The sequence below is a fragment of the uncultured Polaribacter sp. genome (assembly GCF_947503855.1).
Taxonomy (GTDB): Bacteria; Bacteroidota; Bacteroidia; order Flavobacteriales; family Flavobacteriaceae; genus Polaribacter.
The window spans coordinates 121,029-140,157 of sequence record NZ_CANNFF010000010.1 but is presented as its reverse complement, the minus strand read 5'-3'; the positions used below and the strand labels follow the sequence as shown (position 1 = coordinate 140,157).

The 19,129-nt window shown below is 29.2% G+C and carries 18 protein-coding genes and 2 tRNA genes; 11 read left to right on the top strand and 9 right to left on the bottom strand.

The features are described from left to right. The first annotated feature begins 203 nt into the window (after window positions 1–203). A complete protein-coding gene (gene porQ / locus Q0662_RS10115; protein ID WP_298949348.1) occupies window positions 204–1,235 on the top strand; it encodes a type IX secretion system protein PorQ in 1,032 nt (343 codons plus the stop codon). A 1-nt stretch (window position 1,236) separates the two neighbouring features. Continuing rightward, window positions 1,237–1,926, top strand: coding sequence for a (d)CMP kinase (cmk, locus tag Q0662_RS10110; protein ID WP_298949346.1), 690 nt, complete (start codon window positions 1,237–1,239; stop codon window positions 1,924–1,926). 146 nt (window positions 1,927–2,072) lie between these two features. On the opposite strand, the gene Q0662_RS10105 is transcribed toward cmk, so the two are convergent. Then, window positions 2,073–2,702 (bottom strand): 7-carboxy-7-deazaguanine synthase QueE, encoded by a 630-nt coding sequence (locus Q0662_RS10105; protein ID WP_298949344.1) that lies wholly within the window; start codon window positions 2,700–2,702, stop codon window positions 2,073–2,075. 482 nt (window positions 2,703–3,184) lie between these two features. On the opposite strand from Q0662_RS10105, the gene rpsA reads away from it, so the two are divergent. The 4 genes from rpsA to Q0662_RS10085 all read left to right on the top strand — a co-directional run bounded on the left by rpsA (window position 3,185) and on the right by Q0662_RS10085 (window position 9,071). Then, a complete protein-coding gene (gene rpsA, locus Q0662_RS10100) occupies window positions 3,185–5,020 on the top strand; it encodes a 30S ribosomal protein S1 (RefSeq protein WP_298949342.1) in 1,836 nt (611 codons plus the stop codon). Window positions 5,021–5,343: 323 nt separating this feature from the next. After that, window positions 5,344–6,735, top strand: a complete 1,392-nt coding sequence (gene glmM / locus Q0662_RS10095; protein ID WP_298949339.1) for a phosphoglucosamine mutase — start codon at window positions 5,344–5,346, stop codon at window positions 6,733–6,735. Window positions 6,736–6,744: 9 nt separating this feature from the next. Further along, window positions 6,745–7,593 carry a hypothetical protein gene (locus Q0662_RS10090; protein ID WP_347186785.1) on the top strand — a complete coding sequence of 283 codons (849 nt, stop codon included), beginning with the start codon at window positions 6,745–6,747 and terminating at the stop codon, window positions 7,591–7,593. Window positions 7,594–7,604: 11 nt separating this feature from the next. Continuing rightward, window positions 7,605–9,071 carry an aminotransferase class V-fold PLP-dependent enzyme gene (locus Q0662_RS10085; RefSeq protein WP_298949337.1) on the top strand — a complete coding sequence of 489 codons (1,467 nt, stop codon included), beginning with the start codon at window positions 7,605–7,607 and terminating at the stop codon, window positions 9,069–9,071. Window position 9,072: 1 nt separating this feature from the next. On the opposite strand, the gene Q0662_RS10080 is transcribed toward Q0662_RS10085, so the two are convergent. After that, on the bottom strand, window positions 9,073–9,963 hold the full coding sequence (locus Q0662_RS10080; protein WP_298949336.1) for a lysophospholipid acyltransferase family protein: 891 nt from the start codon (window positions 9,961–9,963) through the stop codon (window positions 9,073–9,075). Window positions 9,964–10,046: 83 nt separating this feature from the next. Between Q0662_RS10080 and Q0662_RS10075 the strand changes: the two genes are divergently transcribed. Next, the gene (locus Q0662_RS10075) at window positions 10,047–10,703 is read left to right on the top strand and encodes a rhomboid family intramembrane serine protease (protein WP_298949335.1); all 657 of its coding nucleotides are present in this window, start codon (window positions 10,047–10,049) and stop codon (window positions 10,701–10,703) included. A gap of 47 nt (window positions 10,704–10,750) precedes the next feature. Here Q0662_RS10075 and Q0662_RS10070 read toward each other — a convergent pair. Next, a tRNA-Gly gene (locus tag Q0662_RS10070) sits at window positions 10,751–10,823 on the bottom strand. A gap of 311 nt (window positions 10,824–11,134) precedes the next feature. Continuing rightward, window positions 11,135–11,208, bottom strand: a tRNA-Met gene (locus Q0662_RS10065). A 108-nt stretch (window positions 11,209–11,316) separates the two neighbouring features. On the opposite strand from Q0662_RS10065, the gene Q0662_RS10060 reads away from it, so the two are divergent. Next, window positions 11,317–11,700, top strand: a complete 384-nt coding sequence (locus Q0662_RS10060) for an START-like domain-containing protein (RefSeq protein ID WP_273518654.1) — start codon at window positions 11,317–11,319, stop codon at window positions 11,698–11,700. Between the two features lie 100 nt (window positions 11,701–11,800). Beyond that, on the top strand, window positions 11,801–12,634 hold the full coding sequence (locus Q0662_RS10055; RefSeq protein ID WP_298949330.1) for an aminotransferase class IV: 834 nt from the start codon (window positions 11,801–11,803) through the stop codon (window positions 12,632–12,634). On the opposite strand, the gene Q0662_RS10050 is transcribed toward Q0662_RS10055, so the two are convergent. The 5 genes from Q0662_RS10050 to Q0662_RS10030 form a co-directional block, all read right to left on the bottom strand. Then, window positions 12,631–13,188: a YqgE/AlgH family protein gene (locus Q0662_RS10050; RefSeq protein ID WP_298949328.1), complete on the bottom strand. Its 558-nt coding sequence runs from the start codon at window positions 13,186–13,188 to the stop codon at window positions 12,631–12,633. The genes Q0662_RS10055 and Q0662_RS10050 overlap by 4 nt on opposite strands. 90 nt (window positions 13,189–13,278) lie before the next feature. Then, the gene (locus Q0662_RS10045; RefSeq protein ID WP_273518661.1) at window positions 13,279–13,578 is read right to left on the bottom strand and encodes an HU family DNA-binding protein; all 300 of its coding nucleotides are present in this window, start codon (window positions 13,576–13,578) and stop codon (window positions 13,279–13,281) included. Window positions 13,579–13,738: 160 nt separating this feature from the next. Beyond that, window positions 13,739–14,683, bottom strand: coding sequence for a methionyl-tRNA formyltransferase (gene fmt, locus Q0662_RS10040; RefSeq protein ID WP_298949326.1), 945 nt, complete (start codon window positions 14,681–14,683; stop codon window positions 13,739–13,741). A gap of 2 nt (window positions 14,684–14,685) precedes the next feature. Beyond that, window positions 14,686–16,581 carry an ATP-dependent DNA helicase RecQ gene (locus Q0662_RS10035; RefSeq protein WP_298949323.1) on the bottom strand — a complete coding sequence of 632 codons (1,896 nt, stop codon included), beginning with the start codon at window positions 16,579–16,581 and terminating at the stop codon, window positions 14,686–14,688. Further along, the gene (locus Q0662_RS10030) at window positions 16,578–17,117 is read right to left on the bottom strand and encodes an ATP-binding protein (RefSeq protein ID WP_298949321.1); all 540 of its coding nucleotides are present in this window, start codon (window positions 17,115–17,117) and stop codon (window positions 16,578–16,580) included. The genes Q0662_RS10035 and Q0662_RS10030 overlap by 4 nt, the downstream gene beginning before the upstream one ends. A gap of 86 nt (window positions 17,118–17,203) precedes the next feature. Between Q0662_RS10030 and Q0662_RS10025 the strand changes: the two genes are divergently transcribed. Together Q0662_RS10025 and Q0662_RS10020 are read left to right on the top strand one after the other, a co-directional pair. Then, window positions 17,204–17,485: a DUF493 family protein gene (locus Q0662_RS10025; protein WP_298949319.1), complete on the top strand. Its 282-nt coding sequence runs from the start codon at window positions 17,204–17,206 to the stop codon at window positions 17,483–17,485. Between the two features lie 12 nt (window positions 17,486–17,497). Beyond that, on the top strand, window positions 17,498–19,129 hold the full coding sequence (locus Q0662_RS10020; protein WP_298949317.1) for a peptidylprolyl isomerase: 1,632 nt from the start codon (window positions 17,498–17,500) through the stop codon (window positions 19,127–19,129).

The following is a 19,129-nucleotide window of genomic DNA, read 5'->3' as shown; positions in this document are numbered from 1 at the left end:
AGGTCGCTGCCTTTCTTTAAGTTTCTGACTTATCAGAAATTACAAAACCTCATATCATACGATATGAGGTTTTTTTTTAACTTCTTTTTAGTTTTTGTTATCGTAGCTTTATTATATACATTAGTATAATTAAATTAAGTATTTAAAATATATTGATTTATTTTCGTTACTATTATAATACTTTGTTTCTTTGTTATAGGTTTATGAAATTACCTTTATTTTTTCTGTTTATAAGTATTCTTTTTATTTTTCCTACAAATGGACAAGTGGGAGGGGAACAGGTTTATCAGTTTTTAAATGTTTCTACTTCTGCAAGACAAATCGCTTTAGGAGGTAAAACGATTAATATTAAAGATGATATTAATCAACCTATTTGGAATCCTTCTTTTATAAATAGTAATTTAGATAGAAAATTGTCTGTAAATTACTCTAGTTATTTAGCAGGAATCAATATTGGATCTATTTCTTATGCAAGAGAAATATCTAGAAGATTTGGTACCATTCACGCTAATATAAAATATTTGAATTATGGTTCTTTAATAGGTGCTGATGCACAAGGAAACGAAACAGGTAGTTTTAGTGCAAATGATATTGCTTTATCCGTTGGTTATGCTTATAATTTACCAAATACTAATTTTTATTTTGGAACTAATTTAAAGTTAATTACTTCTACAATTAGTAATTTTAATTCTACAGGTATAGCGTTAGATTTTGCGTTATTATATTCTAGCCCATTTAAACCTTTTTCTGTTACTTTAGTTGCTAGAAATATTGGTACACAGATTACCTCTTATCATACAGTGAAAGAAAAATTACCATTAGAAATTTCTTTAGGTGGAAGTTATCAGCTACTGTATGTTCCTTTAAAATGGTATTTTACATTAGATAATTTACAAAAATGGGATGTTTCAGTACCTAATCCTTCAGAACAAATAACAGATTTACAAGGTAATGTAACATCAGAAAAAATAGGATTTATTAATAATACATTAAGACATTTGGTAATTGGTGCCGAATTATTTCCAGAAAAACTTATAAATATTAGAATGGGCTATAATTTTAGAAGAGCTGCAGAATTAAAGTTACAAAATGCAAGAACTTTTAGTGGCATTTCTTTTGGATTTGGTATAAAAATGAATAGATTTAAATTTAACTATGCAAATTCTAGATTTCATGCTGCTTCAAATGTAAGCACATTTAGTTTAGAAATTGATTTAGATAGTAGAAGAAGATAATATGAATAAAAAAATAACGATTGCTATAGACGGGTTTTCATCAACTGGAAAAAGTACTATTGCTAAATTAATTGCAAAAAAATACAATTTTATTTATGTAGATACTGGTGCTATGTATAGAGCTGTTACTTTATATGCATTAGAAAATAACTTTATTGGATCTGATTTTTTTAATGTAGATTCATTGGTTTCAAACCTTAAAAAGATCTCTCTTAAGTTTATTTTTAATGATCAATTAAGTTTTGCAGAAATGTACTTAAATGATGTAAATGTTGAAAAAGAAATTAGAAGTCTTAAAGTTTCTCAATTTGTAAGTAAAATTGCTGAAATTACTGCAGTTAGAAAAAAACTTGTTTTAGAACAACAAAAAATGGGAGAAAATGGTGGTATAGTAATGGACGGAAGAGACATTGGAACCGTTGTTTTTCCTAATGCAGATATAAAGTTATTTATGACTGCATCTGCTGATAAAAGAGCTACAAGACGTTATAAAGAGCTTATAGATAGAGGAGATAATGTTAGTTTTAAAGACATTTTATTTAATGTTCAAGAAAGAGATCGTATAGATTCTACTAGAAAAGATTCGCCATTAGTAATGGCAGAAGATGCTATTGAGTTTGATAATTCTGATATGGGAATTGATGAGCAATTTGAAAGAATTTGTATTTTAATTGACAAAAAAATATCTTAAATCGAATTATATACAAACAGATTAAATCTTTCACCGAGCCTCAAACAGGCTATTTATTTGAAATCTTTTTTGATTTTTCTTTAAAAAGACTAAGGACTGAAAGCAAGATAAAGTTTCGATAAAACTAGCTAAACAAGTTTATTACGTTAAGGAATCTGCAAATATTTGTGGGTTTGTAAAGAAATTTTCCATTTTGGATTTTTCATTACATACTCAACAATTTGCTCTGTCATTTTTTCTTTTTTACTCCATTCTGGTTGCAAAAAAAGTTGACATTTTCTGCCTACCTTTACTGCTTCTTGTTCTGCAAAATCAAAATCAGATTTGTTATGAATAATCATTTTTAATTCATCTGCTTCTTTGTAAACTTCATCTAAAGGTAACTTTGTTTTTTTAGGAGAAAGACAAAACCAATCCCATTTTCCAGAGAAAGAGTAAGCACCAGAAGTTTCTATATGGGTTTTTATGTTGTTTTTTTGAAGTAATTCTGTAATATAATCCATAGACCACATTAGCGGCTCACCACCAGTAATAACCACAGTATTTGCATATTTTTTAACATTTTCTACAATGGTGTCTGCCAAAGTTGGTGGGTGCAAATCTGCATTCCAACTCTCTTTTACATCACACCAATGGCAACCAACATCGCAACCACCAACTCTAATAAAATAAGCAGCTGTACCTGTGTGAGAACCTTCACCTTGTATGGTGTAAAATTCTTCCATTAATGGCAACATTATTCCTTTATCTACTAAATCTTGTGTTTTTTTATCCATGCTTTACTTTCTTGCAGCAACTATTTAAATCTTAATTTGTGCAGCTCCAACCAAATAGATTGCAAAGGTAGTTCTTGCGGGTATATTATCCTTAAAAAAGTACGATAAATTACATTCGTTATAGAAAAATCATTATTATTTATTAGTAAAACTGTATGTTTTTCAACATCTTTAAAACTTAACTTATGTTGCTTTATACAGCTTCAATTTTTTTAAAGTTTGTTTTATTTCTGCTTCTGTTTTACCTTTAATTCTTTACATGTGGTATAATTTTTACCAATTTGTCTTTCAGAAAAATACAAATTATAAGATTTTTTTAAAAGTAAGTCTTTAAAAATCAAGTATTTTTTGTAAATTTGCACTCCTTTTTACGAGAACAGATAAAGAAAAGGAAACAAAGAAAATAATTTATAAAAACATCTCTTTGCGTTTTAATCGTTAATAATCTGTAAAACAAAAAGATACAAATTTAATTTAGACATATGTCTGAAGAAACAAAAAACACTGAAGAGCAGGTTGCTGCTACAGAAGTACAAGAAACAGCAACTCCTGCTGTAGAAGAAAAACAAGACCCAAAACAATTTTTAGCAGACTTTAACTGGCACAAATATGAGCAAGGTATAGAAGCTGTTGATGAAGCAAAGTTACAAGAGTTTGAAAAAGCTTTAGAAGGAACTGTAGGTTTTGTAAACGAGCGTGATGTAATCGAAGGAACTGTAATTAGAATTACAGATAGAGATGCAATTATAGATATCAACTCAAAATCAGAAGGAGTTATCTCTTTAAATGAATTTCGTTACAACCCAAATTTATCAGAAGGAGATACAGTAGAAGTATTAGTAGACAAAAGAGAAGATTCTTCTGGTCAATTAGTATTATCTCATAAAAAAGCAAGAGTAATTAAAGCTTGGGAGCGTGTAAACAACGCACATGAAACTGGTGAAGTAGTTAACGGTTTTGTTAAGTGTAGAACTAGAGGTGGTATGATTGTAGATGTTTTCGGTATCGAAGCATTTTTACCAGGTTCTCAAATTGATGTAAAACCAATTAGAGATTACGATCAGTATGTAGAAAAAACAATGGAATTTAAAGTTGTGAAAATCAACCACGAATTTAAAAACGTTGTAGTTTCTCATAAAGCTTTAATTGAAGCAGATATTGAATTACAGAAAAAAGAAATCATTGGCCAATTAGAAAAAGGACAAGTATTAGAAGGTGTTGTTAAAAACATTACTTCTTACGGTGTGTTTGTAGATTTAGGTGGTGTAGATGGTTTAGTACATATTACCGATTTATCTTGGTCTAGAATTAATCATCCTAATGAGGTTGTAGAATTAGACCAAAAATTAAACGTTGTTATTTTAGACTTTGATGATAACAAATCTAGAATTCAATTAGGTTTAAAACAATTATCTGCTCATCCTTGGGAAGCTTTAGATAACGAATTAAAAGTTGGCGATAAAGTAACAGGAGAAGTTGTTGTAATTGCAGATTATGGTGCATTTGTAGAAGTAGAACAAGGAGTAGAAGGTTTAATACACGTTTCTGAAATGTCTTGGTCTACACACTTACGTTCAGCTCAAGACTTCGTAAAAGTTGGAGATAAAGTAGAAGCACAAGTTTTAACTTTAGATAGAGAAGACCGTAAAATGTCTTTAGGTATGAAACAATTACACCCAGATCCTTGGACAGACATTACCACTAAATATCCAGTTGGCTCTACACACACAGGTACTGTAAGAAATTACACAAACTTTGGTGTATTTGTAGAATTAGAAGAAGGTATAGATGGTTTAGTTTATATTTCAGACTTATCTTGGACTAAGAAAATTAAGCATCCATCAGACTTTGTAACTGTTGGAGACCAATTAGAAGTACAAGTATTAGAGTTAGATGTAGAAAACAGAAAATTAAACTTAGGTCATAAGCAAACACAAGATAACCCTTGGGATGCACATGAAGCTACCTACACAATAGGTTCTACACACGAAGGTACTATTAAAGACAAGAACGATAAAGGAGCAGTGGTAACTTTTGCAGATGGCGTAGAAGGTTTTGCACCAACTCGTTTCTTAGAAAAAGAAGACGGTTCTAAATTAGGAAAAGGAGATACAGTAGACTTTATTGTAATGGAATTTTCTAAAGAATATAGAAGAGTTGTAGTTTCTCATACTTCAATCTTTAGAGAAGAAGAAAAGAGAAATATTAAAGCTGCTGCTAAAAAATCTGCAGATGCAGAAAAAACTACGTTAGGAGATATCGGAGGTTTAGCAGACTTAAAAAAGCAAATGGAAGCTGGCGCAAAAAAGAAAAAATAATTTTCTTCCAGTTGTCATTCCTGTGAAAACAGGAATCTAAATATCCAAAAAGTCGATACAATTTTGTATCGGCTTTTTTGTATTCTGAACTCGTTTCAGAATCTATAAATAACTAATAACTATAATTTGGGCGTTCCCTAAAGGTCGGGCTTTACGTACTCGCTTCACGCAAAAAAGCCTGAGAGCTCAAACAAACACTTCAATCCCTAACGCTCTTATTTAGAAACTAAAAGCAATTGAAACTTACTACTTGTTAATTTATTTTAAAGACTCATTTAATAGGATTATCTTTGTGAAATCGATAAAAAAAGACAACCAAAATAATGACATTAATAAAATCAATTTCAGGAATTAGAGGAACCATTGGAGGCAAAACAGCAGACAATTTAACACCAATAGACGCAGTAAAATTTGCATCTGCTTATGGTGCCTTTATTAAAGAAAGAAATAAAGGAAAAGAAAGTATTAAAGTTGTAATTGGTAGAGATGCACGTATTTCTGGTAAAATGATTTCGAGCTTGGTTGCTAATACTTTAGTTGGTTTAGGGATAGATGTTGTAGATTTAGGTTTATCAACCACCCCAACTGTAGAAGTGGCTGTACCCTTAGAAAAAGCAGATGGTGGTATTATTTTAACAGCATCTCACAACCCAAAACAATGGAATGCCTTAAAATTATTGAACGAAAAAGGAGAATTTCTAAATGGAGCAGAAGGAGAAAAAATATTGGCACTAGCAGAAAGTGAAGATTTTGAATTTGCAGCAGTAGACGATTTAGGAGTTTATACTAAAGACACAACTTATTTACACAAACATATACAAGAAGTTTTAAATTTAGAATTAGTAGATGTAGAAGCTATTAAAAAAGCAAATTTTAAAGTAATTGTAGATGGTGTAAATTCTACAGGAGGTATTTTTATTCCAGCTTTGCTGAAAGAATTGAATGTAGAATGTGTAGAGTTATATTGTACCCCTAATGGCCAATTTCCACACAACCCAGAACCATTAAAAGAACATTTAACAGATATTTCTAATTTAGTTGTAAAAGAAAAAGCAGATTTTGGTATTGTTGTTGATCCAGATGTAGACAGATTGGCTTTAATTTCAGAAGACGGTTCTATGTTTGGAGAAGAATATACTTTAGTAGCGTGTGCAGATTATGTGTTAGGTAAATTAGGGGGTGGAAACACCGTTTCTAACTTATCATCCTCTAGAGCATTAAGAGACGTTACCCAAAAACATGGTGGAACGTATACTGCATCTGCAGTTGGTGAAGTAAACGTGGTTATCAAAATGAAAGAAACCAATACCGTAATTGGTGGAGAAGGTAATGGAGGAATCATTTACCCAGCTTCTCATTATGGAAGAGATTCTTTAGTGGGAGTTGCTTTATTTTTATCGCATTTAGCTCATAAAAAAATCTCTTGTAAAGCATTAAGAGATTCGTATCCAAGTTATTTTATGAGTAAAAATAAAATTACGTTAACACCAGCAATAGATGTAGATAGTATTTTAGAAACTATGGCGTCTAAATACGCTAATGAAGAAGTGAATACAATAGATGGTGTAAAAATAGATTTTGCAGATGAGTGGATTCATTTAAGAAAATCGAACACAGAACCTATTATTAGAATTTATACAGAAGCAAAATCGCAACAAGCTGCAGACGATTTGGCAAATAGATTTATAGAAGAAATAAAAGAAATCATTAAATAATTAGAACACTTGAAAATATATAATTTATTTTTAATCGCTTTACTTTTTAGTTTTTCAACTATAGTTGGACAACAGAAAAATACTAATTCAAAAAACAACAAAGTAACCAATAAAGGAAAGTTTTTTGCTTATTGGGGTTGGAACTGGGCTTCATATTCAGATTCAGATATTCGTTTTAAAGGAGAAAATTACGATTTTACATTATCTGATGTAAAAGCAAGAGACACACCATCTGATTTTACTTTCAGTAAATATTTTGGAATTACAAATATAACCAAGCCACAGACAAACTTTAGATTGGGGTATTTTTTCAAAGAAAATTACACTATTTCTGTAGGTGTAGATCATATGAAATATGTGGTTATTAATAATCAATTTGTAGATGTAAACGGAAATATCAACGTAGGAAATACCAAGTATGATGGTATTTATACTGGACAACAAGTTCAATTAGCTGAAGATTTCTTGCAATTAGAACATACAGATGGATTAAATTATATTAATGTAGAGTTAAAACGTTTTGATAATATTGACCATTGGTTTGGTTTAGATTTAAAAAACTTACAAATAAACCTAACAGAAGGTTTTGGTGCTGGAATTTTATTTCCAAAGACAGATACCACTTTATTAGGTATGGAAAGACATGATGATTATCATATTTCTGGTTGGGGAGTTTCTGCTGGAGTAGGTTTAAACATTACCTTTTTAAAGCACTTTTTTATACAAGCAGATTATAAAATTGGGTACATAGATATGCCAAATGTTAAAACGTCATTAAATCCGTTAGATTCTGCTTCGCAAAGTTTTGTTTTCTTTCAAAATAATATCTTAATAGGAGGTAGGTTTAGATTATTTTAAAATAAGATGGTATGAATTTAGAGCATTATTTTAATCAATTTAGAAAAAATATAGTCGGTATCAATCAAACTTTTACATCTCCTTATGGAGAACAAAAATTAATGTATACAGATTGGACTGCCAGTGGTAGACTATATAGACCTATTGAAGAAAAAATGCTTGAGAAATTTGGTCCATTTGTAGCCAATACACATACAGAAACTTCTACTTCTGGTGCAGCCATGACTTTGGCTTATCACGAAGCTAGAAAGATTATAAAACGTCATGTAAATGCCAATGAAAATGATGTCTTAATCACCTCAGGTTCTGGTATGACAGGAGTTGTAAATAAATTTCAACGTATTTTAGGATTAAAAGTTACCGAAAATTTAAAAAACCATACAGCCATTCCAGAAGATATAAAGCCAATTGTATTTATATCTCATATGGAACATCACTCTAACCAGACCTCTTGGTTAGAAACCATTGCAGATGTAGTTGTTGTACCTTGTAATGATGACGGTTTAGTTTGTTTAAAAAACTTCGAAAATTGTATTAAGAAACACAAACATCGTAAAATTAAAATAGCTTCAATAACTTCTTGTTCTAATGTAACAGGCATAAAAACGGACTATCATAAAGTAGCAAAATTAATACACAGTTACAAGGGCTTGTGTTTTGTAGATTTTGCTTGTTGTGCACCTTATGTAGATATAAATATGCATCCAGAAAATGAGGATGAATATTTAGATGCTATTTTCTTTTCTCCCCATAAATTTTTAGGAGGTCCTGGTTCTTCAGGGGTGTTAGTTTTTAATAAAAAATTATATAAAAACACCATTCCAGATAATCCAGGAGGTGGTACTGTAAGTTATACAAACCCTTGGGGACAACATGATTATTTTGATGATGTTGAAACTAGAGAAGATGGTGGTACCCCAGCTTTTTTACAAACCATTAGAGTTGCTTTGGCTATTCAATTAAAAGAAGAAATGGGAGTAGAAAATATAAAAAATAGAGAAAAAGAAATAAATAAGGTAATTTTTAAAACTTTAGAAAGTTTACCAGAAGTTAAAATTTTAGCTCCACAGCATAAAAATAGGCTAAGTATTTTTTCTTTCTACTTTACAAAATATCACTTTAATTTAGTGGTAAAATTATTAAATGATCGTTTTGGAATACAAACTAGAGGTGGATGTTCTTGTGCAGGAACTTATGGACATTTTTTATTGAATGTAGACCAAAAAACTTCTAACAAAATAAAAGATCAAATTTTGCATGGTTGTAATACTGAAAAACCTGGTTGGATTCGTTTGTCTGCGCATCCTACTATGACAAATAAAGAGTTAGATTTTATTTGCAAATCGTTAAAAGAATTAGCAAATAATATAGAAACTTGGGCTAAAGATTACGAGTATAACTCCATTAAAAATGATTATGCACACAAGTCTATTGCACCTGTTGAACATTTATTAGTTAAAAGCTGGTTTGGATTGTAATTTATAGAAATTCCGCAGGAACATTATTGCTATGTTTAAATCTTTTATGAGACCATAAGTAGAATTCTGGTTGCTCTAAAATGTTTTTTTCTGTTAACTTGGTATAGCGATCTGTAACTTGATAATTTTCAAACTCTTTAGGTTGGTCTGTTATAAGTTGAAACTCCACTTCATAATGACCTCTCTTTACTTTTTTGGCAACATAGTTTATTACTACCAAATCAAAACGTTTAGATAGCATTTCTGCACCTGTATGTACTGGAACTTTTATGTTGAAAAATTCTCGCCAATAATACGTTTTATGAGGTTGTGGAGATTGATCACTCAATAAAATATAAGCTCCTTTTTCTTTTTTAGAAAAGCGTTGTTTCATTCCCTTAATCATATCTGAGGTTTTGTAACCAATGACTCCAAATTTTTCTCTAGATTTTCTAACTGCTTTTTCAAAATATTTGTTGTTTAATTTGGTATAAGCACCCAATACATCAATATTTAAAACCAATGCCAAACTAGTTGACCACTCCCAATTTGCTTGATGTGCCCCTACTAAAGCAATATTTCTTCCTTCTTCTGCATATTTATTTACCAATTCTGGATTTTTATATGTGTACCTTTTTAAAATTTCTTTCTCAGAAATAGAAAACGCTTTTACACTTTCCATTAATAAATCCATTAAATGTTTAAAGAATTTTTTTCTGATACGTAGCAATTCTTGTTCAGGTTTATTGGGAAAAGCAAGTTTTAAATTTTCTAAAACAACTGTTTTTCTGTATCCAATTACATGATAAATCAAAAAGAAAAAAATATCAGATTTTATATATAAGATTCGCATAGGAAGTCTAGATAAAACCCATATGATAGGATAGGTAATTGCAAAAACAATAAACTGCATAATCTAATTTTGGTTTTGCAAATATCGTATATAAATTTAAAACGAAAAGAGATATAGTAAACAGATTTTATTATGTTTGTGATATGATAGGAAATATAAATCAAGCAGTTTTGTTAATAATTGTAGCCAATGTTTTGGTTTCTATGAAAGGTTTTAGCGATTACTCTTTTTTAAATAAATATAAATTTCAAGTAAGTAGTATTTTATCTGGCGAAAAAATTAGAATGTTTACCTCTGGTTTTTTACATGTAGATTGGATTCACCTTGGGTTTAATATGTATACACTATACCTTTTTGGAAGTATTGTTGCAAACAGATTAGGGATGCCAAACTTTTTAATCATTTATTTTGCTAGCTTACTGTCAGGTAGTTTATACGCTTTAAAGTATCATAAAAAAGAACTTTATTACAGTGCTGTTGGTGCCTCTGGCGCAGTTTCTGGTATTGTTTATTCGTCTATTTTACTTTATCCAGGTATGAACTTATATTTATTTTTTATACCTATAGCCATACCTAGTTATATTTTTGGTTTAGGCTATTTGTTATATTCTATTTATGGTATGAAAAATAAAGTTGGTAATATAGGGCATTCAGCACATTTAGGTGGCGCTATGGGTGGCTTTGTATTAACTTTAATTTTATATCCGTCTGTGTTTAATACCCATAAATTAATCATACTTCTTTTAGCAATTCCTATTCTTTTATTACTAATTTTTGGCGATAAATTAAATAGAAACTAAATTTTAAGCATAAAAAAAGACCTTATTATTTCTAATAAAGTCTTTAGAGCGAAAGACCAGGTTCGAACTGGCGACATTCAGCTTGGAAGGCTGACGCTCTACCAACTGAGCTACTTTCGCATGGTAAAGAGCTACAAATATAAAATGTTTTTTAACTTCTGCAATGATTTTTTTTACAAAAAATAATCACTCTTTCGATTGCGCTTAAAATGAAATACTTAGTAGATATTTACGGATTTTTTTGGGGAATTAAGATGTTTTTACTAACCATTAAATATTATTTTTTCTATTTAAAGCATAATCATATTCATTTAATTTTATAGGTGAATTTTGTACTATACTATTTTCTTTTTAAAAACGGCAAGAAAAATGAAGACATAAAAAAACGAATTGTGAGACACAATTCGTTGATTTTATTAACTTTAAGTTTGTAGCGAGGAGCAGATTTGAACTGCCGACCTCAGGGTTATGAATCCTGCGCTCTAACCAACTGAGCTACCTCGCCATTGGTTTGCGGGTGCAAATATAATTACTTTTTAGAGATAAGCAACAAGTGTTTTTAATTTTTTTTAAATAGAATTAATACCTATCTTGTCAACCTAACTAATCAACAATGGAAAAAGTTAAATTCGAATTAGAAATCCCTGTTCATGCATCTCCAAACATGCTTTATCAATACATTTCTTCTCCATCTAATTTGCAAGAATGGTTTGCAGATAAAGTAAACTCTAGAGGTAAAATATTTAGTTTTATTTGGGATGATACTGAAGAAAAAGCCGAGTTAATAACTAAGAAAACAGATGATAGAATTCGCTGGAAATGGTTAGAAAGTGAAGATGATGAAAGTTATTTTGAAATAAAGATACAAGTAGACTCTTTGACAAAAGATGTTTCTTTGATTGTTACAGATTTTGCAGATGATGAAGATGAAGTAGAGGAGTCTAAACAACTTTGGGAAAATCAAATAGACGAATTAAAGCATACTATAGGTGCTTAATTAATAATATTACAAAATAAAAGCCAGCATAATTGCTGGTTTTTTTATGCTTTAAATCTATCTATTTATAGTAATTTTGTTTTTTTTAAAATAATGAAGAATGATAAATTTTAATGGAGAGTTATTGTTTAAAGAAAACGTAAAGTTAACCACGAATAACAGAGGTTTTAAATACGGAGATGGTATTTTTGAAACCATAAAAGTGGTAAACAATAAAATTATTTTTTGGGAAGATCATTACTTTAGACTAATGGCATCTATGAGAATGCTGCGTATGAAAATTCCTATGAAGTTTACTTTAGAATTTTTAGAAAAAGAAATTTTAAAAACAACTGCAGTTTTAGAGAATGTTACAACAAATAGGGTTCGTTTAAATGTGTTTAGAAAAGATGGTGGTTTATACACTCCAGAAACAAATCAAATAGATTATTTAATAGAAGCTTCTGCAGCAAATTATAAGGTAAAAGAAAACTATCATGTAGATGTTTTCAAAGATTTTTATAATTATTCAGGTTTGTTATCAACCATAAAAACAAACAACAGAATGCTAAATACATTAGCTAGTATTTTTGCTGATGAGAATGACTTAGACAACTGTATTCTTTTAAACGAAAGAAAAGGAGTCGTAGAGGTAACAAACGGAAATATCTTTGTAATCAAAGATTCAGTTATTAAAACACCAGCATTAACAGAAGGATGTATTAAAGGGATTGTTAGAAAAAAAGTAATTGATATTATTACAAAACATAAAGACTTTACATTAGAAGAAACAGCCATATCTCCTTTTGAAATTCAAAAAGCAGATGAGGTTTTTATAACCAACGCAATTATGGGAATACAGCCTGTTACTAAATATAAAAAGAAAAACTTTACAGTTAATTTTAGTAAAAAATTAGCAGCTAACTTAAAAGTATTAGAAATTGCAGGGAATTAATTTAAATTGATATTATTTGGTGCATTTGCCCAAAGTTTGTAAGCACCGCCTTTTTGTAACAGTTTGTTTTTCCAGAGTGTTTCTTCGTCTTTAGAAAAAATATTTTCAAAATCATTTTTTGCAACAAACCAAGAGTTTTCTTGTAGTTCTGTATTTAATTGATTTTTATCCCAACCAGCATATCCAAGAAAAAAACGAATGTCAGTTTCTTGTAACAAACCTTCGTTTAGCAATTGTTTTAATTGTTTAAAATTACCTCCCCAAAACACACCATTGGCAACTTCTATGCTATCGGCTAACAATTGAGGTATTCTATGAATAAAATATAGGTTGTCTTGCTCTACAGGTCCACCTTGATAGATATTGAAAAAGCAATTTATTTCTGGTAACAAATCGTTAATGCTATAAGAAAGGGGTTTATTTAGAATAAATCCTACAGAATTATTTTCTGTATGCTCTGTTAAAAGAACAATTGCTCTGTTAAAAAAATCATCACTCAAAATAGAGGGTTCTGCAACTAATAACCTTCCTTTTTTAGGGTTTAGCATAGTCATTTGTTTTTCTTTAAATATAAAAAAAATTATAAAATAAAAAAAAACTCTCTTTAGAAAAGAGAGTTTTTATATTGTCTTAAACTAGAACGACTAGTTTACAGCATCGCTTAATCCAGCACCAGCTTTGAATTTTGCTACATTTTTAGCAGCAATTTGGATAGTTTTTCCAGTTTGAGGATTTCTACCAGTTCTTGCAGCTCTGTTAGATACAGAAAAAGTACCAAAACCAACTAAAGCAACTTTTTCACCTTTTTTTAATGAAGAAGTTACGTTACCTGTAAAAGACTCTAAAGCTGCTTTTGCTGCTACTTTAGAAATTCCTGCGTCAGCAGCCATTGCATCGATTAAATCAGATTTGTTCATAATAAATAAATTTTTAAATTGTTTAATAAATTTTTTTTGCTTAAAAGCTTAACAAATATAGTAGGATTGTGGTTTTACGCAAATTCTAGTACCTAAAAAGGCCCTTTTTGTTAATAAAAGCATATCAATTGTTAATAAACCGTACTTTGAAAAACCAAAAACGCTATAAACCACACCAATAAAGGCTTTACAACATTTTGGCTTCCTCAGAAAAAGAGTAGCCATTTAGCAAACTTTTTGTATCCATTTTTTTCTTGCCAGAAAGTTTAATTTCATCAATAATAATATATCCTTGTTTTACAGCAACCTTTAGTTCTTTTTTAGTTGTTATAATTTTTCCAGGTTTATTATTATGCATGGTAGTTTCTTTTTTTATAGCATATAATTTTGCAGTAATTTCTTCACCATTATTGTAAATAATCGTCCAAGCTGCAGGAAAAGGGTTTAAACCTCTAATTTTATTATAGATATTTTCTAAACTGTCGAACCAATCTATTTTTGTGTTTTCAGGATTTAATTTGGGCGCAGATTTTTGTTCTAACTCAGGCTGTTTTTCTGTTTTAATATCATCAATACTTATATAGTCTACAGTTTTGGTAACTAATTTAGCGCCTAAATCCATCAATTTATCATGTAAAGTGCCTACAGTTTCTGTGTTTAAAACAGGTATTGCTTCTTGTAAAATTATTTCGCCAGTATCAATTTTATCATCAATAAAAAAAGTAGTTACACCAGTTTTGGTTTCGCCATTAATAATTGCCCAATGTATTGGTGCTGCCCCTCTATATTCTGGTAACAAAGACGCATGTAAGTTAAAGGTACCATGTTTAGGCATTTGCCAAACTACTTTTGGTAACATTCTAAAAGCAACTACTATTTGTAAATTGGCGTTTAAACTTTTTAAATCTTCTAAAAATATTTCATTTTTTAAGTTCGTTGGCTGTAAAATTGGTAAGTTTTCTTGTAAAGCATATTTTTTTACAGCAGACTCGTTTAGTTTTCGTCCTCTACCAGCAGGTTTATCTGGTGCGGTAATTACACCTACTACATTATAATTATTGTCTACCAAATGTTTTAGAATGGCTACAGCAAAATCTGGTGTACCCATAAATACGATACGTAAATCTTTCATAATTATTTTTTTAGATGATATTTGTTTTGGTGATTTATAAGTATTTTATCTTGAGATAATAGTAATTGCAAATGTATTAAAATGTCTTGCTCTGCAATTTGTAATTGGTTGCTTATTTCTTTAGAAGATAAGTTTACTTCTTTGATAAGAAGATTTATAATTTGGTTTGATACATCTACTAAAACTCTTTTTTTATTTGCAATACAAACATCACAAATGCCACAGTTTTTTGATGTTTTTTCATTAAAATAGCATAGTATTTGTTTGCTTCTACAAATGTTATGATTAGTTATAAAATTAACAAAGTCAATCGCTTTTTCCTTTTTTTGAACCAAAAAATGTTGCATTTCTTTAGAATGCCTGTTAATTGTTTTATCATCTTCTCTTGGTACTAAAAAAGTTAATAAACTATCAGAAGTAACAGCATGGTATTTTACCAAACCTAAAGCATCTAAATTTTGTAGGTTTTTTATTACTTGTGTAGAGGTTATATGGGCTTTTTTGGCTAATACAAATTCATTTATTTTTATTTCATTTTCAAAAACACCACCATAAGTTCTTAAAACGGTATGTACAAAATCTTTTAGTTTTTTGTTTTTTTGAGTAAAGTTTAAAATACTTTGATGACTGCCAATAAAAGTTAATGTAGATTTATTTTGAAAACTATTTTGCAACTCAATAATGCCATAATTTGATAATAAAGTAATGGTAGTTGCTGTTTTTAGAGGATGTAACTTATATTTCCTACAAAATTCTTGAAAGTTAAATTCGTAAATAATTTCTGAAAACTCGCCATAAGCAACACTAAAATTTTGATATAATTTTTGATGTATTTTTTTAATTTCTGCAATAGAAGGAATGCTGTTTTCTGTTTGTTTTTTATGCAGAAAAATATCATTTTCATTATATAATAAAACACCAAAAGCTTTTTTAGTGTTTCTACCAGCTCTACCTGTTTCTTGCACGTAGTTTTCTATGTTATTAGGTATGTTATAATGTATAACCAAACCAACGTTTGCTTTGTCTATACCCATACCAAATGCATTTGTAGCAACAATTATGGGTGTTTTTTCTGTAAGCCAATTATTAAAAGCAGTTTGTTTTTCTAAGGCGGTTAAACCTGCATGATAATAGGTGCTTTTATATTGGTTTGCATTTAAAAAATTAGATAACTCCACTGTTTTTTTTCTAGAATTTACATAAACAATAGCAGGTGTTTTTGTTTTATAAAAAATCTGCTTTAAGCGTTCTAATTTGTCTTCTATTTTAAAAACTTGATACGCTAAATTTTCTCTATAAAACGATTTTTTAAACGTAACAGGCTTATCTAATTGTAAGTTATTGGCAATATCTTCTAAAACTTTTTTATTGGCTGTTGCTGTTAGCGCAATAAAATTTACGTTTTCTAATTGCTTTTTAAGTATGGCTATGTTTCTATAGGATGGTCTAAAATCATGGCCCCATTCAGAAATACAATGTGCTTCATCTATAGCTACTAAATTTACATTTAGTTCTTTTATTTTTTGCTGAATTAAGCTAGACTGTAATCTCTCTGGAGAAATGTATAAAAACTTCACATCACCAAATTTAATGGCATCAAAAATAGCAATAATTTCATTTTGATTACTACCAGAAGGTATTGTAACCGCTTTAATATTTCTTTGCTTTAAATTTTCTACTTGGTTTTGCATCAAAGCAATTAGTGGAGAAATTACAATACAAACGCCGTCTTTAACTAAAGCTGGTATTTGAAAACAAATAGATTTACCACCACCAGTAGGTAATAAAACAATGACATCTTTTTGATTTAAAACAGTAGTTATGATTTCTTTTTGAGGAGACCTAAAAGAGCTATGTCCCCAATTTTTTTCTAATATTTTTTCTAAGTGGAAACTCATTCGCCAGAAAGCGAATTTAAAATGAAATGTGCACGTTGTTCAATATCGCCAAAAGGAACATTAATTAATTGATATCCTAAATTTGTATAAGCCTTGGTTAAAAAAGTGTCAATTTTTACAGCTTCTTCGAAAGATTCGTAGCGCTCATTATCTGTAGTGTGTATTTCTTTCCAAGGGGCAAAATGAAAAACTTTAGAATAGGTAAAAGCGTTACTTTTTTGTTTAAATTTTTTAGGATAATCGGTGTTGTAATAATCCATGTAGGCAAAAACATCAGGAATACCTCTATCAAAAAAAACGATATTGTTATTTAGTTCAGATGCTTTTTTATGTTGTTGTATTCTGCCTTCTAAAAGCATTTCACTAAATAATAAAGGTTTTGTTAAGAAAAGTTGTTCTATCCCTTTTTTTTGCGCCTCTATAGTTACTTCTCTAGATATTTCTGGCATGCAGTTAAAACCTTTATTAGCAAGATAATTTATTACAGTTGTTTTGCCTGTTCCTGGGCCACCAATAAGCACAATTTTTTGTTGCATGTTACAAAAATAAATCATTCCCTTTATAAAACTAATATTTAATGTAATTTTGTGTTTAGCTATTTATAAAAATTTTAGTAGTTAATATGAGTAATAAAGACGAATTTTATACCAAATTAAAAGTACAATTAGAAGATACGACTAAGTTTCCTGCAGATTATTTGTATAAATTTATTGTGCCAACTACAGAGAATCAGGTTACTGAAGTAGAGGATATATTTGATAAAACGGGTGCTGTAATAAAAACAAAAAAATCTAAAACAGGTAAATACGTTAGTGTTTCTATTATGCTAAAGTTAAAAAATTCAGACGAAGTTATTTCATATTATAAAAAAGCTGAAAAAATAAAAGGAATCATATCTTTATAATTAATCAATCTTATGAAAATTAAAATTTTATCTATCTGTGTTTTATTAGTATCAATGAGTATTTTTTCTCAGAAAAAATCAAAAACACTAGTAACCATTAACGAAGAAAATATAACAGTTGCAGATTTTAAAAGGGTTTACGAAAAAAACTTAGATGCTATTGATAATAAAGAAGCGAAAGATGTAACTAATAATTTAGAATTATTTATCAATTATAAATTAAAGGTTAAGGAAGCATATCAACTAAAATTAGATACTTTACCTTCTTACAAGAAAGAAATTGAAACCTATAAAAACCAATTAGCGGCTCCTTATTTACAGGATACTACTTTTCTAGATAAAATGGTAAAAGATGTTTATTTTAGAGTAAAAAATAAGGTAAAAGCTAAACATATCTTAATTAGAACTGCTAAAGATGCAAGGCCAAAAGATACTATAAAAGCCTATAATAAAATTCTAAAAATTAGAAATAGAATCCTTGCTGGCGAGGATTTTGAAAAAGTTGCTCAAGAAACATCCGAAGACAATTCTGCTAGAGACGATGCAAAATCAGGAAGAAAAGGAAACAAGGGTAATTTAGGGTATTTTGATGCTTTTAAAATGGTAACCCCTTTTGAAGATGCTGCTTACAATACAAAAGTAGGACAGGTATCTAAACCTTTTAGAACCCAATTTGGTTATCATATTTTAAAAGTAGACGATTTAAAACCTTCTGAAGGTGAGATAGAAGCAGCTCATATTTTAATTCTAGATACGACCGATGTTGGTAAAAAGAAAATTTTTGAAGTATATGAAAAATTAATTGTTAATAACAGTTTTGAAGAATTAGCCAAACAATATTCAGAAGATAATGGCTCTAAAAATAGAGGAGGTAAATTAGGTAAATTTGGTACTGGTAGAATGGTAAAACCTTTTGAAGATGCCGCTTTTTCTCTACAAAAAGAAGGTGCATTTTCTAAACCTTTTAAAACCCGTTTTGGTTGGCATATTGTAAAGTTGATTAAGAAACATCCTGTAAAACCATTTAAAGAATTAGAAAAAGAGTTAAGAAATAAAATTAAAAATAGCGCTAGAATGCAAATGTCTGAAACAGCTGTAATCAATAAGTTAAAAGCGACTTATAATATTGTAGAAAATGAGGCGGCTAAAAAAATATTAGACAGAAAAAATATTAGAGCTATTCCTAAAGATTCTTTACAAATAATGATGTTTTCTATCAACGATAAAAAGATAAAGCAAGAAGATTTTATAGATTACATTAAAAACAGAAGAAACCAACCTGTATTTACCTTGTTTGAAATGTTTAAAAATCAAGAAATACTTACTTATTACAAAGAAAACTTGGTAAACACAGAACCAGAATATGCATACATTTTAAAAGAATATGAAGATGGATTGTTGTTGTTTGAATTAATGCAAGATAAAATTTGGAATAAGTCTACAAAAGATACCCTAGGTTTACAAAACTATTTTGAGAAGCATAAAGCTAATTATAGTTCTAGAAAATTAGAGGATAATAAAGGTGAGGTAATGAACGATTATCAAAATTATCTAGAAAAAAAATGGATTGCTGATTTAAGAAAAAAAAGCAATATTAAAATTCGTAAAAGACAATTAAAAAAACTAATTAAATATTACAATTAA

What these genes read in the sequence shown, in the direction of transcription:
- porQ (WP_298949348.1), top strand. Translation starts at nt 204, where the DNA reads ATGAAATTACCTTTATTTTTTCTGTTTATAAGTATTCTTTTTATTTTT.
- cmk (WP_298949346.1), top strand. Translation starts at nt 1,237, where the DNA reads ATGAATAAAAAAATAACGATTGCTATAGACGGGTTTTCATCAACTGGA.
- Q0662_RS10105 (WP_298949344.1), bottom strand. Translation starts at nt 2,702, where the DNA reads ATGGATAAAAAAACACAAGATTTAGTAGATAAAGGAATAATGTTGCCA.
- rpsA (WP_298949342.1), top strand. Translation starts at nt 3,185, where the DNA reads ATGTCTGAAGAAACAAAAAACACTGAAGAGCAGGTTGCTGCTACAGAA.
- glmM (WP_298949339.1), top strand. Translation starts at nt 5,344, where the DNA reads ATGACATTAATAAAATCAATTTCAGGAATTAGAGGAACCATTGGAGGC.
- Q0662_RS10085 (WP_298949337.1), top strand. Translation starts at nt 7,605, where the DNA reads ATGAATTTAGAGCATTATTTTAATCAATTTAGAAAAAATATAGTCGGT.
- Q0662_RS10080 (WP_298949336.1), bottom strand. Translation starts at nt 9,963, where the DNA reads ATGCAGTTTATTGTTTTTGCAATTACCTATCCTATCATATGGGTTTTA.
- Q0662_RS10075 (WP_298949335.1), top strand. Translation starts at nt 10,047, where the DNA reads ATGATAGGAAATATAAATCAAGCAGTTTTGTTAATAATTGTAGCCAAT.
- Q0662_RS10060 (WP_273518654.1), top strand. Translation starts at nt 11,317, where the DNA reads ATGGAAAAAGTTAAATTCGAATTAGAAATCCCTGTTCATGCATCTCCA.
- Q0662_RS10055 (WP_298949330.1), top strand. Translation starts at nt 11,801, where the DNA reads ATGATAAATTTTAATGGAGAGTTATTGTTTAAAGAAAACGTAAAGTTA.
- Q0662_RS10050 (WP_298949328.1), bottom strand. Translation starts at nt 13,188, where the DNA reads ATGACTATGCTAAACCCTAAAAAAGGAAGGTTATTAGTTGCAGAACCC.
- fmt (WP_298949326.1), bottom strand. Translation starts at nt 14,683, where the DNA reads ATGAAAGATTTACGTATCGTATTTATGGGTACACCAGATTTTGCTGTA.
- Q0662_RS10035 (WP_298949323.1), bottom strand. Translation starts at nt 16,581, where the DNA reads ATGAGTTTCCACTTAGAAAAAATATTAGAAAAAAATTGGGGACATAGC.
- Q0662_RS10030 (WP_298949321.1), bottom strand. Translation starts at nt 17,117, where the DNA reads ATGCAACAAAAAATTGTGCTTATTGGTGGCCCAGGAACAGGCAAAACA.
- Q0662_RS10025 (WP_298949319.1), top strand. Translation starts at nt 17,204, where the DNA reads ATGAGTAATAAAGACGAATTTTATACCAAATTAAAAGTACAATTAGAA.
- Q0662_RS10020 (WP_298949317.1), top strand. Translation starts at nt 17,498, where the DNA reads ATGAAAATTAAAATTTTATCTATCTGTGTTTTATTAGTATCAATGAGT.